Raw genomic sequence first — 17266 nt, forward strand, 5'->3', positions numbered from 1 at the left:
GCGTACTGCCCTGGGCGCGCCCATGGTGTTTTTCGTCTCGGGCCACGTGGTGCTGCGGGCCATGGGTGTCAGGACCACCTCCGCCTTGCAACACCTGGTCTACGCGGTCGGAGCAAGCCTCGCCGCCGGCATTGCCGGGGGCTTTGCCCTGAACGCCGCAGGCTTCCTTACACCGCTCGGGTGGGCGCTGTGGTTCTGGGCCGTGACGGCCGCCGCGGCGCTGCTGGCGGCCGGGCGCCGCGACACTCCCGATCTGCCAGCCTGGCCGGCACCAGCGCGGATCCGGTTCTGGCAGGGGGCCGCGCTCATGCTAGCGATGCTTGTGGCGACCGGAGCCTACGCGGTTGCTGTCCGGGACGAAGCGGCCTACCGGGAATTCAAATACACCGCGTTCTGGTTGTTGCCGTCGGCCAGTGGCGAGTCCGGCCAGATCACCGTCGGCATCAGGAGCGCCGAGACCCAACCTCAGCGATTCGACCTGGAAATCACCCTTGATGGGCAGCCGTTCGCCATCTTCCGATCGCTCACCATCGCGCCGGGCGACACCTGGACACGGAAAATCCCAGTGCCCGTCTTGGGAACTCGCCAGACGGCCGAGGCGCGGCTCTATCGACCGGAAGACAACCGGCTCTATCGCAGCGTTTCGACGATGGTGCCGCGCATCTAGAACGAGGCTGGACCATGCGCATCCTGCTGCTATCACAGTTCTATCCTCCGGTGATCGGGGGAGAGGAGCGGCACGTCCGCAATCTCGGCGCGGCGCTGGCGCAGCGGGGCCATCATGTCAGCGTCGGGACTTTGATGCATCCTGGATCGCCTGAAACCGAGCTGGACGGCGCGGTCCGCGTGCACCGCCTGCAGGGAACGCTCCAGCGCCTGTCGGGCCTTCACACCGATCCCGAGCGGCGCCATGCACCGCCCTTTCCAGATCCCGAATTGGTGCTTGGCCTGAGGCGGCTGGTCGCTCGGGAGGAGCCGGACATAGTCCACGCCCATAACTGGATCTACGCGTCCTTCCTGCTGCTCAAAGGTTGGAGTAGGGCGCGCCTCGTGGTTACGCTCCACGATTACGGCCTTGTCTGCGCCAAGAAGAACTTCATGCATTTGGGCGCCCGCCTCTGCAGTGGCCCAGCGCCGGCCAAGTGCCTGCCCTGCGCCGCAGGACATTACGGGGCGGTGAAGGCAGCCGCGACCACTTTGGGCAACTGGGCGTCGAGTTTTGCCGCTCGGCGCGCGGTGGACCGTTTCATCGCGGTGAGCCACGCGGTGGCGCGCCACACCGGACTGACCGAAGGCCGCGCCCCCTACGAGATCATCCCCAACTTTGTGCCCGATGATGTTGCGATGCTTGGCCCGGAACATCCCTGTCTGCGTGAGCTACCCCGGGGTGAATTCATCCTGTTCGTCGGTGATATGATGCGCCTCAAGGGCATTGACGTTCTCCTGCAAGCCTATGCCGGCCTGGAACGGGCGCCGCAGCTGGTCCTGATCGGGCGCCGGGTCGCCGATACGCCAACAGAGTTTCCGCCGAGCGTTCGCGTTTTCAATGCATGGCCGCATTCCGCCATCATGCATGCGTGGCGGCGCTCACTGTTCGGGGTGCTGCCGTCGGTCGGGCCCGAAGCCTGCGCGACGGTCATCATGGAAGCGATGGCTTCCGGCAAGGCGGTCGTCGCAACCGGCGTGGGCGGCATGCCGGATCTCGTCGATCATGGCGAAACCGGGCTTCTCGTGCCGCCCGGTGATGCGCACGTCCTTGCCCACGCAATGCAGACCCTTCTGCAGGACCGCGCCTTGCTCGCTCGCCTGGAGGCGACAAGCCTCGCCCGAGTCGGGCGCCTCAAGGCAGGAGCGGTCGTGACTCGGATCGAGCAGGTCTACCGGGACGTCGTGTGCCCAGCCGCTAGCAGGTCAGCGGTACCGGCGCAGCAAGGTTCGGGGGAGCCATCATGCCAATAGGTCTCGTGGGGACAGCCATTATTCGCGTCCGGCGAGAGCTTCAAAAGAGCGCCGCGCTCGTTCTGAATTCCGGCGCTGTGGCGATCGGAACGATTGCAACGGCCGGTCTTGGGTTTGTCTATTGGTGGCTCGCGGCCCGGCTGTTTCCGCCGGAGGTGATCGGCAAGGCCTCCGCCCTCCTGTCCGTGATGGCGCTCGTCGGCCTGCTGGGCGAAGCCGGGCTCGGGACCCTGCTGATGGGTGAAATCGTACGGCATCCCGGCAAGGGGCGCGGCCTCGTGGCCGCTGCAGCATCCGTCGGGGTGGCGCTGGCGGTCGGCCTGGCCTTGTTGTTTGTCTTCGGGGAGGCGTACCTCAACAGCTCGACCGGGCCGATCGGCGGCTGGTTCGAGGGTGTTACGTTCGTCCTCGGCTGCTGCCTGACCGTACTCTGCGCGATGGTCGATCTGGCGCTCGTCGGCAACCTGCGCAGCACCGGCAGGATGATCCGGCAGGTGCTGTTCTCCACGTTCAAGCTGATGCTGATCGCCGTCGCCGCTGCCGCTGGCTACACCTCCAATGCCGCGCTTCTTCTGAGCTGGGTGGCCAGCCTGGTGGCGTCCTGTATCGGCGTCGATCTCTTGACCCGGGGCGGTGCGCGTCGCCTCGTTGGGCCTCCCGATTTCCATCTGCTCCATACGCTCCGAAGCAAGGTCTTCGACCACTACGCGCTCGATGTCGCCTCGCAGGCACCAGTCGTCATCATGCCCTACCTTGTGCTGGTTCTCCTGTCGCCGATCACAAATGCCGCCCTCATGCCGTTGTGGATGCTGGTCTTCACGGCCTCGTTGATTCCAGCAGCCATGGCCACGATCCTGTTCCCTGTGATCAGAACAAGCCCGAAACAATCCAGACACGACATCCTTGTGTCGCTGTCGGCGTCATTGCTCTTCTCACTGGCCTGTGCCGTCTTCGTCTTTACCTATTCGCAGGAGATCCTTGCGGTCTTCAATCCGGTCTATCCTGAGATCGCCGGTTCGAGCCTACACTTCCTCGGCTTCAGCCTGTTGGGATCAACGCTCAAATTTCATGCCTGTACGCTGGCGCGGTTGGGCGACAGGATGCGCAAGGCATCTCGCTGGTTCGCGCTTGGCGGATTGCTGGAGCTGTGCTTCGTGGTCGCGGGGGCGAAGCTTGATGGACTTCAAGGCCTGGTCCTAGGCTGGACGCTCGCGGTCAGCATCGAGGGTGCATGTGCCGCCCTGATTTTGGCCTTCGCGATGAAACTGGATTCTGCGGCCGGCCCCGCGCACGACCGACCGACCGCGTCGCCGCTCCAGACTTGAGGAGACACCGATTATGGCGCTGGATTGTCGACTGCAATTGGATGGCCCGTGGGCCATCGCGATCGGACTCGTCGGCGTCGGGCACTTCGGCTGGCCGTGGGTCAAAACGCACTTCCGCATCGGGGCGGGAGCGCTGCGGGTCCAACTGTTCTTCATTTTGAGTGGCTTCCTGATCACGCGCAACTTGCTGTTCAGACTGGAGCAGCCTGCGGGCGAAGTCATCCGCAAGTTCTTCCCTATAATTCGATCGGCGACCCGGACAAGGCACGCTACCTTTTGGGATTTCAAGCAGAACATTCTCTAGCAGCAGGACTGGCTAAAACCTTTGTTACATAGGCACACCCAATGACGACGGCGAATATTGCTCTGCAAATTTTCACCGATATGGACGCGGTGGAAGCTCAATGGAGAACATTAGAGCAGCATGCGGATTGTACCGTATTCCAATTGTTTGATTGGCAGATGGAATGGTATCACCACATCGGCTCCAAAGAGAGACTGATCCCGGTGATCGTGCTGGGTCTCGACGATACCGGCGTGGCGGTTTTTATTCTGCCATTGGCGATCGAACGCCATAGTCTGATCCGCCGGCTGGTCTGGTTTGGATCGGAATTGTGCGATTATAATTCGCCCATTCTGGCGATAAATTTTAGCGATCACGTGAAACCTGGGCGATTCGGCCGCCTGTGGAAAGACATAATTCGGGCGATTCAAGACTATCCTCGACTTCGTTTCGACACTGTTGAATTTTGCAATATGCCCAGTGTTATCGGCTCTCAACCTAATCCCTTTCTCGAGTTGCCGGTCTTGCTGGCTAATTGCGCCGGACATGTCGCAACCCTCCCGGAAGCGAACTGGAATCGGTTTTATGTGTCAAAGTTTTCGAATTCGACGCTGCATACCCACCGGCGCAAGGCCAAAAACCTCGCCAAGCAAGGTGGCGGCGCGATTCGCTTTGTAGACGTGCAAGATCAGGCCGAGATCGAGTGCACCATTGCAAAGCTGATCGAACAAAAACGGAGCAGCTATGCCCGAATGGGTGTTCATGATATGTTCGAACGTCCGGGTTTTCGCGAATTTTATTTGGCGATTGTCGCCAATCCTCGGTTGCGCGAGGTCATCCATGTCACGCGGCTGGATGTGGATGGGATTCCGGTGGCGACGGGTCTGGGTCTCCGGTTCAATTCCAGTTATTCACTGGTGATGTCGAGTTATCTGGAGGAGTTTGCCAAATACAGTCCCGGGCGTCAGCATATTCAGGAAATGATGCAATATGCCATTGGCCGGAAGATTCAGAAATTCGATTTCACGATCGGCGACGAGCCTTATAAGCTTTCGTGGTCCGATATCAATTTGCTTCTGTTTTTCCATTTTGATAGCAGAACTTTGCTCGGTCGTATTGTCGTTGCGGTGCGAATGGCGATCCATTATATAGATACATGGTATGCCAAAACGCCGTTAGTAAAGCCGCCGCTGCGGCAGGTTTTTCGCAAGACAAGAAGATCTTTACATCGCATGTTTCTCTGACTGGACGATTCGTGAGTTTGAACTCGGTGTTGGATATATCATAGCGCTTCGCGAAAAAGTATGGTATAATGCGATTTATCTGCGGGAGACGATGATGTATAGTGCAGATATTGGGATTGTAGGAGGCGGTCTGGGGCGGCTCTATCGCCGCCGCGACGCTCGGGCGAGCCGGATTTCGATCGTCCTGATCGACGTGCATCATCCCTGTGCGAGGATTTTTGCTGCGAGAAAATTGAGGAGAAGCACTTCAAGTTGCTTCGCGAGACTGGCGGGTCGATGGAGGGGATTGCGTCAAAGCTGTTTACCGAGCTGTGGATTGCGCGGTTTGGTCGCGTGATAAACAAGCGCTAGTTTGGTTTTGCAGCAAAAGACGGAGTCTTGAATTTTCTTCGACACCGTTTGGTGCCGTCATGATCGCGCTGTCAATGCAGTGGTGAGCGGAGGAGCGGGAATTGAATAATATTGATGTAGCGGTCCTCGGGGGTGGTACCGCCGGCTCGTTAGCCGCTGCGATGCTTGGCCGGATGGAGATTTCGACCATCCTTGTTGATATCCATCAAGTCTATCCAGTGGAGTTTCGCTGCGAAAAACTCGATGACGATCAAGTCGACTTGCTCAAAAAAACCGGACTGGCGGATGCCGTATTGGCGGCTGCGACACCGATGACTGAGATATCGGTGGCCCGTCACGGTTATGTCATCGGTAAAAAGCATGGGAAACACGGCGAGCCTTGCGAATATGGGATGGCTTATCAGGATTTGGTAAATGTTATTCGCCGCCAGATTCCAGATAGTGTCCAATTCATCTGCGCTAAAGTGACCAAAATAATGACGAGCTCCGACCTGCAGAAAGTTACCCTGTCAAATGGTGACACATGGTCGACCCGATTGATTGTGGTGGCGACCGGCTTAAACAATGTCGTCCGGGGTGCGATCACGCGATCCGAGATCAGTAAATGCCACTCGATCAGTGTTGGTTTTGATCTCACCTCTAAAGCTGGTTTCAAATTTCAAGCTTTAACGTATTTTGCGGAAAAGCCAGGGCCCATGGGTTATGTGAGCATGTTTCCGATTGGTTCAAGAATGCGCGCCAATGTGTTCGTCTACCATGGTGATATACGCCATCCGTGGTGTCAGGAAGTGCGCACATCGCCGTTATCTGCATTGTATGCGGTAATGCCCCGATTGAAGCGTCTCCTTGGTGATGCTGTCGTGTCAAGCGATATTCAGATTCGACCCGTTGATCTTTACGCCGCGCAGAATCACGAACAGCAACCCGGTCTGGTATTGGCTGGTGACAGTTTTGCTACCAGCGATCCGGCGGCGGGTACCGGTCTCAATAAAGTGCTAACCGACGTTGATCGGTTACGCCATCATATTCCGACATGGTTAGCCACACCCGGAATGGGGGTCGAGAAAATCCGGACATACTACAATGACCCCGTCAAAGTTGCCTGTGATGAATGGTCGCTTGCTGAAGCATCTTACAACCGATCACTGGCGTCCGATACAACGCTTTTATGGCGTATTCGTCGGATGGGCAGGATTGGTCTCGACATGATGGGAATCTCGATCCCACAACTTCGCTTGGCGGCAAGCGCAGTTCGTTGGGGAGCAGGCTGAACTTGGCGGTATCGACAGCGTTGTTGGCAGCAACGAGCTCATTAACGCCCCATGGCCGAACAGCACAGCCTGCTTTCGAGGCCAATCCCCGTAAACGCGCGTGACAGCTCACGATAGCTATATTCCTTCAGGTGGAATCCACATGCAACTTTGTCAAAGTATACCGAATGTCGTGAGGACCCGTGACCGCGTGTGTAGTGATGCAGTAGTAGGCACCGCCAGGTACAAGAAAACGGTATAGCTGCGAAAGCTGCCTTACTGCGTCGTCGGGGTGGAGGTGCTCCATCAACCGATCACTAAACACAAAATCAAGACTATTATCGGCGAAAGGTAGAGGATACCATCGATCTTGGCAAATTGAAAATTGGCAGGCTTCTCCCAGGTGGCGGTAACGCGTCAGTTACGTCGATTGCATCTGATGAGCAAGTATTGCACATGCTACGGCTAAGCTTACAATAACCGGCCCCCAATTCGCCGAAACGCGCGCTTTTCTGGACAAAAAAGCTTGCTGTAACTTTAGCATGGAGGCTGAGCCGAGCGTCTTGATCTGAATTCAGCAGCTGAGTAGCCAGAGCCTTCTCGATTTGATAGTGCGCAAATTTCGCTCGGGCGTACGCGCGTCGTGACAAAATTCCGAGATCTTTGACCAATCCCCTTGATTGGCACCTGCATCCCGTTCGATGTCATCTCACTGCAACCTTTGTCAGTGATCCGAACTCCTGAGCGGAGGCGGACATGCTGTCGGCGACAGCGAGTGGTCGGTTCGCGCTTCCCACTTCGTGCCGACGAGTTCATCCACGCAGACCAGCCATGCAGACCAATGTCCTTGCCGGGCGTCAATTCGGACCGATCCTCTCCTCCCTCACCACGCGGGCAGGCTCGACATCGTTGGGATTGCACGCTGCCGGCAAGCTCTCGCAGCTCGGCGACACGGTTGGGACCGACGAACCGGCCGGCTCTCTTGGCTCGCTTTCGCCTATGATGATGTTGACGAGGTCGCCTGGTTGTAACAGGGTCATCCCAACGGTCTCGATGCTGACCGGCCCGGCAGCCGATTGCCGCACGATTTGATAAGTTGCGCTGTTTGCGTCCTTCGCAAACTGGGCGCGGGTCACCGGCAACGTGTACAGGACGCCTTCGCTGGCGTTCAACTCGCGCTGATTGGCCGCGATCTGACTCTCCATGGTCTCGATCTCGACCTCCAGATCGATCCTGAGGTCGGCCCTGGTCCGCAACACCTCAGACTCCAGCGAAGCGAGGCGCTGCTTGGCGGCCGCGTACTGGTTGAGGGCGTCCTGCCGGCGCTGTTCCGCGTCGGACAATTCGCCCTGGACTTGATCCATCACGGTCATGCTGACAACTTTGCGGTCCACGAGCGTGCGCATGCTGTTGACGCGCTCCTGGCGCAGCTTGATGAGTTCGTTGAGCGACTCCATGCGCCCATACGCGACAACGTCCTGCTTGGCCGCGTCCAGCGCACGCAGGATCGCGCGCTCACGATCCTTGCGGGCCGTGGCGACGGCCTTGCGCCGGTCGCTCTGCTCGTTGACGAGTTTGGCAGCTTCGGTCGCGCCGGCCAGCTCCAGCAACTGGCGCGGGATTGTGGGTCTCGTACCGTCGCGCTCGGCCTTCAGCACGGCCGCGCGCGCGAGCAACTTCAACATGGCGTCGATTGCCCCGCTCCGCTTCTGGATCTCGCGTACGGCTTCGATCTTCTGCCACGGCTCGCCCTCGGCCCGGTCCAGTCCGCCTGCTAGCGCGATCGCGTGCAGGACGGTCATGCCGGCCGCGTACTTGAACGAGCCTGGATTCTTGACCGGCCCCAGCACGTAGATGGGCGGGCGTTCCAGCGGCAGGACGTTGACCAGTCCCTCGCGGCCCAGCAGTTGATTGAAGGTTTCCACCAGGTCGGCCTGTACCTGTTGCGTAGACCTGTTGGCGACCGGAATGGAGCCAAGCAAGGGCACGGAAATCGTGCCGTCCTCTTGAATAATATATTCGCCGCTCAGTTCCGGACGCTGCAGGATGCTGCGCAAGGCCGAGGGCTCGCGCCCCCACTTGTCTTCCTCGACCTCGACGCGCTCGTAGAACGCGACCTTGAGGCGATCGCCGACGCCAAACAGGTATCCGGTTGGCACGCTTGGTGCCTTGCGGGTTTTGGGGAGTTCGGCATTGGTTTCGACACTCCGTTCGACTGACGCCACGCCCGCCGCATTCGGTCCTGACGCGATCGCACGGGAGGGTTCGGCCATGGCTTGAACCGGTTGTTCTTGCCAGCCATTGATGACAGCAGATACCTTCTGCATCACGGCTCCCGCGGCTCCGGAGACATCCTCGGCCTTCTGCATCACGACTCCGGAAACATCGTCGGCCGTCTCCATCATGGCCCCGGAGACATCCTCGACCCTCTGCACAACGGTTGCGGAGACTTCCTCGACCTTCTGCGCCACGGCTGCGGAGGCAGCCTCGACGTTTTGTACCACGGCTGCGGAGGCCGCCTCGACGTTTTGTACCACGGCTGCGGAGGCAGCCTCGACCTTCTGCGCCACGGCTGCGGAGGCCGCCTCGACGTTTTGTATCACGGCTGCGGAGGCGTCTTCGACCTTCTGTCTCACGGGCTGCATCACGGGTCGGGAGACTTCCTTGACCTGTGCCACGGCTCTGGAAACAATCTCTAGTGCCCCTAAGTTTTTGGCCGCGGCCCCGCCCAAGGCGGCGACCCCGGAGAGCCCGAAGACAAGCAGGATGGCCTTCAATCCCCTGCGCTGGGCCGCCTGTGACGAGGGAGCGACGGGCTCGCAATTGAATTCTGTATTAACGGCCATGGGGTGTGGCTTTCTCTTTCGATGGTGGCCATCCCGCCCGATGCGTCCGATCCGGTCGAGCAAGGCTCGACCGGATCGTGACCCTTCACCGCCGGCAGCACAACTGTCCCTTTGTGGGCACTCCATTCGGATAAAGGAGAATCTGGGCAAACTCGTCCAACCGGATTGCTGCGCTCCAGGAGAGCTTCCTCGATGGTGACAGGACAAACGCGATCGAACGAAACGGAGGGCCGGAAACTTGGTTTGCCGACGTGCGTCTCTGTGGCTCCGACATGCATTGGCAGGATAGCTGGGCCGTTTCCCGCTATGTTGTCCGGGCCCAGAAGAACGACGCGACGAAGCCGTCAGTCTTGGCAATCCTATCGGGTAATCATAGCGAAACTGGCCGCATCGCGTTTCTTTCGTCGGCTCTCACGTCTGGCTAGAATTCCGGCCCCGACAAAGCAAGATCCCTTGCAGCGTTACCCTAAATCGGCCGCGGCAGGCAAAGCTGCTGAAGCTCGGCGTGTGCGTGTGCTCAGATCAGCGTGCCCGCGTCGGTGTCGGCTTCACCCGGCCCTGCGCGACCTCCCCGAGTGGTCGACTGCCGCGGGGCGGCTCGCCTGAGCCCGCCGCTCGCCGCATAAACCGCGACGCTCTCCCGCCAGATCGGGGGCACCACCACGCCCACCGGAAAACAAGCCCTGGCAATCCTCACGGCCGCGCAGTCCTTTGCTACGATGGCCGCCTCCCTGAGCTGCTGAAACCAAGAGCTCGTGCCCTTGACCAAAAGCCCTAGGTTGAAGAATTCGGATACGCCTCGATGATGCTGCCCTACGCCTAAAGATGGTATTTGGGTGTAAGGGTTCCGAGCGTAACATTAAGAACAAAAGAAACTGTGCGGCTGGCGCTTTGGAGCATCCCAATCGACATGTGTATCCCAATCGCGCCGAGCGAGAATGCGATGATGACAAGAAAATCTTTCATAACCGTGCTTGTCGAGCCGAGCGAGTTGCTTCGAGAAGCGCTTAGTCGAACCCTGAATGCGGCAAATTTTCGTATTCTTTTCTCCGCGGCGACTGTTCACGATCTTCTGCAGAAGCCGCTACCCCAGCACCGTTCCATCTTGCTCATCATAGATGTCGGCGATACTGATGCGGATGCTGAGTTCGCACAAATTGCAGACTTTAAGGCGATCTACCCGACCAGCCATGTCGTTGCGCTAGCCGATCACTGTCGAACGACCAATATAATCTCAGCTTTTCGTGCCGGGGCTAACGGGTATCTGACAAAGGTCGCTGCTTACGACACGTTCATTAAAGCTCTCGAATTGGTTACGCTAGGGCAAATCGTGTTGCCTACGGAAACTTCGATGGTAATTGAAGATATCAGACAAGGGTTGAGAAATGATGCTGTAGCTGCTGAGTTACCGAGCGCTGCAGTTAAAGTGGAGATTGAAGGTGAAGAACTAGTGATTTTGTCAAATCGGGAGAAGTCCATTCTGCGTCGCTTGATCGGAGGGGAATCCAACAAAGTCATCGCGCGCGAGATTAATATCGCCGAGGCTACAGTGAAGGTACACGTCAAGGCCATCCTTCGAAAGATTCGGGTTCGCAACCGAACACAGGCCGCAGTTTGGGCAATGAACCATGGTATGCTTACTCCAGCGTCTGGCGACGGCCCGACGGGGAACGACACGATAGAACCTCAGTCAGCTCACCATCCGCATGACCTGCCTGAAGCACAAAACGGATACCTCTTTCTCGATGATGATCATCCAATATGACCTGCGATAGATCTTCGTTCGGGCTGGCGCATCCATGTGCCAGACTTCGTTGCCGATCAACAAGGCATAGGGCTCAAATCGTTCCCGGGCTGGGCGAAGGAGCGCGGTGGAGACCGCACGCATCATGTGGACGGCGCCGATGTGACCACGACCCGGCCCTTTGTATTGGCGGCGGTCGTCTCAGATCCGGTTTCCTTACGCGTTGTCGCCTGTACTCAATAGCGTCGATTGCCGAATTAGGTCGCCTCAAGCGGCTCGAACTCACTGCGTGATTTGATAACAAATTGCAAAGCTCACGGATTTTATTGCCATTTTGAATCTGAGGAATTCATCAAAATGGGCCAAGCGAAGACTGTTTCTGGATTGTCATTCAGCGAAGTCCGGATCGGAACGGTTGAAGGCGGAGAATCCGGGGTGCTGGTGTGGAAACGCGACCAATTGGTGGCGGTCCTTACCCAAATCGACGAGGAAGCATATTCCACGAAAGGCAAATGGTTCCTCGAAACGGGATTCGGGCTGCTGAGCGGGGAGCACAAGAATTTCGATACGATCGAGGAGGCCATAGGATGGGTAGGAAGACACACCTTCCCCGAGCCTGCTTAGACAGCCGATTAGCCGCCGATTCCGCCCTTCGACTTTCACAGTACATGTTTGATAGGGCGAATAGCCGAACATGGCCACAGGATTCACCCAAGGTGGGCAGTGTTATACTTGGGCTCACTCTTCAGGCAGAGTTCCTTCTGAAAGAAGATCGTTGACCTTGCAGGCGACTTCCGTGCGGTTGGTCGCCTTTAGCTTCTTCATGATATTGCGGATGTGGACCTTCACCGTGCTTTCGCGCAAATTCAGTTCGTAGGCGATGATCTTGTTCGCCTTGCCGCGCCGGAGCGCTAGCGCAACCTCGGCCTGCCTAAGCGTGAAAATGCCCGCCAAAGGCTGCGTGTCGCGGCGGCCCGACTCTATCAGGTGCCGCATAGCAAGGACACTGCTCGCCGGCACGAAGATGCCTCCCGCTGCCGCCAGGTTGATTGCCTCGACACAGACATCGATTCCAACAGAGGTCGGAATGTAGCCGCGTGCACCGCATTCGAGAGCGGTCAGTATCTGGGCAAGGTCTTCTGTCTCGGCCAGGACGACCACAGGGACCGATTTGAACTCGGATGAAATGTGCCTGATCTCGTCAGCGAGGCCATAATCTGTAACCTTCCGACTGCCAAGGTTGAAGAGTATGGCTGCAAGGGGAGGGGCAGAGCTCTTTCCGACGCGCCATTCCTCGACGGAACGCCACGCGGTGATATCCATACCGAGTTCGTGGTCCACGAGAGCCGATGCGAGACACTCGCGATCTAGTGCCCTTCCGTCCAGAATGAGGAGGCATTCCCTGCCTGTCTGCCTGCGGACGGTTTCCGTTCCACCGGACGGGACTCCGGATCGATTTGCCGAAGTGTAATTGTGCAGTCCTGCTGTGGAGCCCATATCAATACCCGCTCTTCCACACAAGCCGCCTTGCGCCGGCCGATATGGTTTCCGCATTCTCTGGCATTGAAAAACTTGGTATTGCGCCTTGTGAAACGTCGAGGCTCGATTACTCCATTTGCGTCCTGTTTAGTTCCCGACCCAGCAGACACCCAACTTGGGTAAGTGTAGGGTTTATTTATAAGCAGTCTCTAACATAGGTTGCTTTTTTCATAATTTTCAGGGAACCGGCGCCAAGCCGGACCAAAAGGGCTGCAATCCGCCTGAAGACGCATGCACAGGACCACTTGGCCATCTCACCTAGCAGGCAGCCGAATGTTGATCGGCTGGTACCTGCGGCGATTCCCGCGGTAGACCAGAACTCCTGAAGGTGCCGTTGACATGGTTAGCGCACAGCGCTGATAGCCATGGCTCAACAATTTAGCTTGAGCCCCACCCGTGGATCTGCCGCAGTAAAAGGGGCTCCGCGCATATTTCAGCAACACACCGGCCTCGGGGCGACAGGCCGAGTTGCCGCCCGTCATGATAATCTCTTCAAGAGAGATAGCCGCTACCTGAGATACTCGCTGTCGAATCCGGCTGTTTCGACCAGCTTCTTGCGATTGATCACCTCTACATGGCCTGACTTAAAAGCGACGAGATCGGCCTTGCGGAGCTCCCTTAACGTTCGGTTGACGTGAACCGTGGTCATGCCGAGTATGTCGGCCAGTTCATGCTGGGCAAGAGGACACTCATACCTTCCATGCGCCGACAGCCCAACCCTGGAGAGCCTCACCTCCAACTCTAGCAGGAAGTGGGCGGTACGCCTCATCGCGTTCCGCCGCCCGGTATTCATGAGATGTTCGGCAAGGATGGCGTTCAGGCGCGCCAGGGAGCAGGCGATCTTCTTCCCGATTCGGCCTTCCGACAGGATGGCCTCGACCAGTTCCTTACTGGAAATTTCATAAACAGCTAGTTCGGTTATGGACGCCAGCGACGCAAGACGGGGTCCGTCCAAGCCACGGAAACCGACGACATCCCCCTTGAGGGGAGTGTCTATGATCTGCCGCTCTCCGTCCGGCAGTGCCTGATAAAGTATGCCCCAGCCCGATTTTACAATGAATATCTCACTGTTGTCGTCCTCCTGCCGGCATATCACCGAATGGGGTTTATAGATTTTTGCGGTAACACCGAGAAAATCGTTGTTCCCCCACACGTCCTTCGACAACGTTCCCCCTATGGGATGCGAGCACATGAACTCCAATAGTGTCTGCATGAAGAATCGCGAACTTGCTTCTGGTTCCACACGACTTGCAATAGTTTCTCCCGAACAAATCGACAGAACGACCTCTTACCCTAGGGGCGGGGTTGCATACTGTCCTCGTCTGTTTGAATGAGGTAAACTGCAATTAATTTAAGGGGTTCAGCGGCGGTGAACTCTCCCGTGCAGCCGGACAACAGGCTCCGAAACGCTAATCACATTGCGGTCGCAACACTATGGCTTGGCTATGGAACGCAAAAGCTGACCCGCGATGCGGATGGCAATTACAGGTCAAGCAAAACGTCGCCTTGCGGGCGGCTGCAGCACGCCAGGACGTAGCCTGCCGATTTGGCTTCCGATGTCAGCCCGCCTAAGTCATCCATGACGACTTCGCCGGACAGCTTGGCGATCCGACAGGTCCCGCAAACTCCCTGCTGGCAAGCGGTCGGGACGTAGACGCCACATTGGCGCGCCGCTTCGAGCAAGGTCTCTCCGGGCACGCAGTCATGCGCAACGCCAGACCTGACGAAGCGGACCGAAGACGAAACCTTTGAAGCCGGTACCGAACGCGAACTGTTGCCGCCTCCGAAGCTCTCCTCATGATACTGTGAACGGGCGAGGCCGATTGCCTCCAGGCAGCCGCGTGCTGTCTTCATATAGGATTCCGGCCCACAGGCGAAAACGGTGCGGCTATGGAGATCGGGAACCAGGTTCAGGAGCATTTGACTGCCAATGCGTCCAGTTGGACCCCTCCATGCCGGGTCATCCTGACTGCAAATGCAAGTCACTTTAACATTGGGAAAGCGAGCGGCAAGTGCGTCCAGTTCAAGCCGAAAGATGATGTCTTCCGGCGTTCTCGCACTGTGAATGAAGCGGATATCCTGGTCGGCTGCGCGGTCGGTAAATGCGCGCAGCATCGACATGACGGGAGTTATCCCGCTGCCACCTGAAAGGAAGAGGGACTTTCCATGCGGCATGTCGTCGAGATTGAACGAGCCGAGCGGCCCTTCGATCTCGATCCCGTCGCCCGGCATCAAATTGTCATGGAGCCAATTCGAAACGAGCCCGCCCGGCGTCCGTTTCACGGTGATCTGCAGGTCGAGCGGTCGCGTCGGCGGTGACGAAACGGAGTAGGAGCGCGTCACCGCGGCACCGTTGATCCTAAGGTGCACCAGAACATACTGGCCAGCGCTGAAGCAGAACATCCGATCTGAAGCGGGTGTGAGAACGAATGTTTTCACATCGTGCGTTTCGTCGATCACGCGCCGGCAGAGCACAAGCTGCGGTGTGGTCTGTGCCCAATGCCGGTGACGCTTTGTTGGGACGAAGCCGGAGGCTGCAAAGGCCGCGTATGCATTCATCATTCAACTCGGGTTTGAAGTCGAGCCAAGATGCCACTTCAAAACCCGCTGAACAGCCGCGCAATCCTGCCTTTATGATCGGCAATTTCGATTAGACTTCCAGTGACATTACAGCAATCTGGAGAGCTCGGATGCCTTTGCGAATAATTGGTTCATGTTTGCGGCGCGCGAGTATCGCGGTGTGGACTGGCTGGTGCAGCGTCGGCGCTCCCTCGACGAGAAACGATGGGAGTTCAGCAGTGAACCTGCGCGCATCGTCGCTACGCATATAGCAGGTGCCGCCCGTTCGTCGGAGCATGATCTCCGCCAGAGTTTCCGATCCCGTCGAAAGCCGACAGATCGCCAACTCGGCCAGCAGCTCTGCGTGCGTCTTTTCCAGCACGGCGGTGTAGCCCGGGCGAATGTAGGTTTCAGGGTCGACGTCGGACAGCCTTCTGGCAGCCGTCGAAACCATCACATATTCCTCGACCATCAGGTGTTCGTAGGCGATCTCAGGCAGGTAGCGAGGCGCATAAAGCACGGCGATATCCAGATTTCCCATGCTTAGGTCGCTGACCATCTGGTTCGAATAATCCGACTCGACATGGATCGAGGATTTTGGAAGGGCCTGGCACAGTGTCTCGACCCATCCCGGCAGGACCGACCGGGTCATGCCTACCTGTGCGGCGATGCGCAAGGTGCCCTCGAACCGGTTGAACGCTCGCACGTCGTGTCGAGCTTGCGACCAGGTCGACAGCAGGGATCTGGCGTAGGCTTCGAACCGCCGTCCTGCGGCTGTCGGCTCAGCACCGGCACGCCCGCGCTGGAAGAGCTCGGACCCGATCGCGCTTTCCAGATTCTTGATCCGGGTGCTGATCGTCGACTGGGTCAATCCCAGCCGATCGGCGGTGCGATTGAAATTTCGCGATTCGATGATGTCGAGAAAGGTTTCGATGTGATCTAGCTGCACGTGACCTCCAATCGAAAAAGTCGATCATATTGCGCTGGATCATACGCTTGATCAAACAATACTCAAGGCGGAAGCTGCATGGGAGAAATCGGCCGGCAGCATCGACCAGGCTGAAGCTACGGAGCTGAGCAACGTGTTCATAGTCGACTGCGATTGTCACAATTACTGGTCAAGCGCCACTGTACTGGAGCCCTACCTTTCCGGCCTATGGAAGGACATGTTCGTTGAAGGCGAGAAGACAGGTCCCGTTGGCGCCTTCCCGCATGGCCATCGTCCCTGGTTTCATCCGCAGGACTTCTCCCGCAAGGACGTCCGTCCGAAAACGGAAGCCGACAACTATCTCATCATGAAAGAGAAGCACCTCGACAAGTACAAGGTCGACGTGGCGATCCTGACCGGCGACGAGCCGATCGAGGCGTCTACCCTCGCCAACCCCTATTATGCCAGCGCTCTCGTCAGCGCCTACAATGACTACCAGATCGACCACTGGCTGCCGAAGGACGATCGCTTCGTGGGCTCGATCATCATTGCGCCACAGGATCCGAAGCTCGCGGCCGCCGAGATACGCCGCTTGGGCAATCATCCGCGCATGGTTCAGGTTCTTGCCTCGCAAGGCTCCGTCAAGCCGTATGGCGACCCGTTTTACCACCCGATCTATGAAGCATGCGCCGAAGTGGGGCTGCCCTTTGCCATTCATCTGGGCGGCCATGGCGGCGTGAATTCGACCGCGATTGCTCCTGCCCCAACGACGTTCTTCTGGGAGACGCACGCCATCCTGCACATGTCGGCGATTTCACATGTCGCAAGCATGATTGCGCATGGCGTCTTCGAAAAATGGCCGGACCTCTACTTCGTCGTCATCGAATGCGGCGTGGCCTGGGTGCCGTCGGTATTGTGGCGCCTGGATGCGGATTACAAAGCGCTGCGCAAAGAGACGCCATGGCTGAAGATGCTGCCGTCGGAATATTGCCGGCGCAACATCCGCTTTTCCACGCAGCCGCTGGAGCAGCCCGCAAACATTCAGCATCTCTGGTCCACTCTCGAAGCGATGGACGGCGAAAATACGCTGATGTTTGCCTCCGATTATCCGCATTGGGATTACGACGACGCCAACACGCTGCAAATCCCTCCCGCCTGGAAGAGCAAGATCATGGGGCTGAATGCGTTGGAGGTCTACAAACGCATTCCCCGCGCGCAAGCGGCGAATGCCGCCTGAG

15 protein-coding genes are annotated in these 17266 nt (G+C 58.0%); 9 read left to right on the plus strand and 6 right to left on the minus strand.

What is annotated here, in order from left to right:
- The first annotated feature begins 22 nt into the window (after positions 1-22).
- The 6 genes from NKK47_RS11370 to NKK47_RS11395 all read left to right on the plus strand — a co-directional run bounded on the left by NKK47_RS11370 (position 23) and on the right by NKK47_RS11395 (position 6433).
- On the plus strand, positions 23-667 hold the full coding sequence (locus NKK47_RS11370) for a hypothetical protein (protein WP_352576763.1): 645 nt from the start codon (positions 23-25) through the stop codon (positions 665-667).
- 14 nt (positions 668-681) lie between these two features.
- The gene (locus tag NKK47_RS11375; protein WP_352576765.1) at positions 682-1959 is read left to right on the plus strand and encodes a glycosyltransferase family 4 protein; all 1278 of its coding nucleotides are present in this window, start codon (positions 682-684) and stop codon (positions 1957-1959) included.
- Positions 1950-3284: a lipopolysaccharide biosynthesis protein gene (locus NKK47_RS11380; protein ID WP_352454210.1), complete on the plus strand. Its 1335-nt coding sequence runs from the start codon at positions 1950-1952 to the stop codon at positions 3282-3284. The genes NKK47_RS11375 and NKK47_RS11380 overlap by 10 nt, the downstream gene beginning before the upstream one ends.
- 13 nt (positions 3285-3297) lie before the next feature.
- Complete coding sequence (locus NKK47_RS11385; RefSeq protein WP_352576767.1) at positions 3298-3588, plus strand: hypothetical protein; 291 nt, start codon at positions 3298-3300, stop codon at positions 3586-3588.
- Between the two features lie 41 nt (positions 3589-3629).
- The gene (locus tag NKK47_RS11390) at positions 3630-4811 is read left to right on the plus strand and encodes a GNAT family N-acetyltransferase (RefSeq protein ID WP_352576769.1); all 1182 of its coding nucleotides are present in this window, start codon (positions 3630-3632) and stop codon (positions 4809-4811) included.
- A 452-nt stretch (positions 4812-5263) separates the two neighbouring features.
- A complete protein-coding gene (locus NKK47_RS11395) occupies positions 5264-6433 on the plus strand; it encodes an FAD-dependent oxidoreductase (protein ID WP_352576771.1) in 1170 nt (389 codons plus the stop codon).
- 127 nt (positions 6434-6560) lie between these two features.
- Here NKK47_RS11395 and NKK47_RS11400 read toward each other — a convergent pair whose 3' ends face one another.
- A complete protein-coding gene (locus tag NKK47_RS11400) occupies positions 6561-6833 on the minus strand; it encodes a methyltransferase domain-containing protein (RefSeq protein ID WP_352576913.1) in 273 nt (90 codons plus the stop codon).
- Between the two features lie 436 nt (positions 6834-7269).
- Positions 7270-9258: a polysaccharide biosynthesis/export family protein gene (locus tag NKK47_RS11405; RefSeq protein WP_352576773.1), complete on the minus strand. Its 1989-nt coding sequence runs from the start codon at positions 9256-9258 to the stop codon at positions 7270-7272.
- Positions 9259-10201: 943 nt separating this feature from the next.
- On the opposite strand from NKK47_RS11405, the gene NKK47_RS11410 reads away from it, so the two are divergent.
- Together NKK47_RS11410 and NKK47_RS11415 are read left to right on the plus strand one after the other, a co-directional pair.
- Entirely contained in the window at positions 10202-11023 is an 822-nt protein-coding gene (locus NKK47_RS11410) for a LuxR C-terminal-related transcriptional regulator (protein WP_352576775.1), read from the plus strand.
- Between the two features lie 336 nt (positions 11024-11359).
- The gene (locus tag NKK47_RS11415; protein WP_352576777.1) at positions 11360-11626 is read left to right on the plus strand and encodes a hypothetical protein; all 267 of its coding nucleotides are present in this window, start codon (positions 11360-11362) and stop codon (positions 11624-11626) included.
- Between the two features lie 114 nt (positions 11627-11740).
- Here NKK47_RS11415 and NKK47_RS11420 read toward each other — a convergent pair whose 3' ends face one another.
- From NKK47_RS11420 to NKK47_RS11435, 4 genes are all read right to left on the minus strand, one after another.
- Complete coding sequence (locus tag NKK47_RS11420; protein ID WP_352576779.1) at positions 11741-12499, minus strand: LuxR C-terminal-related transcriptional regulator; 759 nt, start codon at positions 12497-12499, stop codon at positions 11741-11743.
- 550 nt (positions 12500-13049) lie between these two features.
- On the minus strand, positions 13050-13706 hold the full coding sequence (locus tag NKK47_RS11425; RefSeq protein WP_352576781.1) for a Crp/Fnr family transcriptional regulator: 657 nt from the start codon (positions 13704-13706) through the stop codon (positions 13050-13052).
- 317 nt (positions 13707-14023) lie between these two features.
- Positions 14024-14980 carry an FAD-binding oxidoreductase gene (locus NKK47_RS11430; RefSeq protein WP_352576783.1) on the minus strand — a complete coding sequence of 319 codons (957 nt, stop codon included), beginning with the start codon at positions 14978-14980 and terminating at the stop codon, positions 14024-14026.
- 211 nt (positions 14981-15191) lie between these two features.
- Entirely contained in the window at positions 15192-16049 is an 858-nt protein-coding gene (locus NKK47_RS11435; protein ID WP_352454221.1) for a LysR family transcriptional regulator, read from the minus strand.
- Between the two features lie 133 nt (positions 16050-16182).
- Here NKK47_RS11435 and NKK47_RS11440 point away from each other — a divergent pair, with 133 nt between their 5' ends.
- A complete protein-coding gene (locus tag NKK47_RS11440; protein ID WP_352454222.1) occupies positions 16183-17265 on the plus strand; it encodes an amidohydrolase family protein in 1083 nt (360 codons plus the stop codon).
- Position 17266 lies beyond the last annotated feature (1 nt).

The sequence above is a fragment of the Mesorhizobium sp. M0019 genome (assembly GCF_040323975.1).
In the GTDB taxonomy this organism is placed as follows: Bacteria; Pseudomonadota; Alphaproteobacteria; order Rhizobiales; family Rhizobiaceae; genus Mesorhizobium.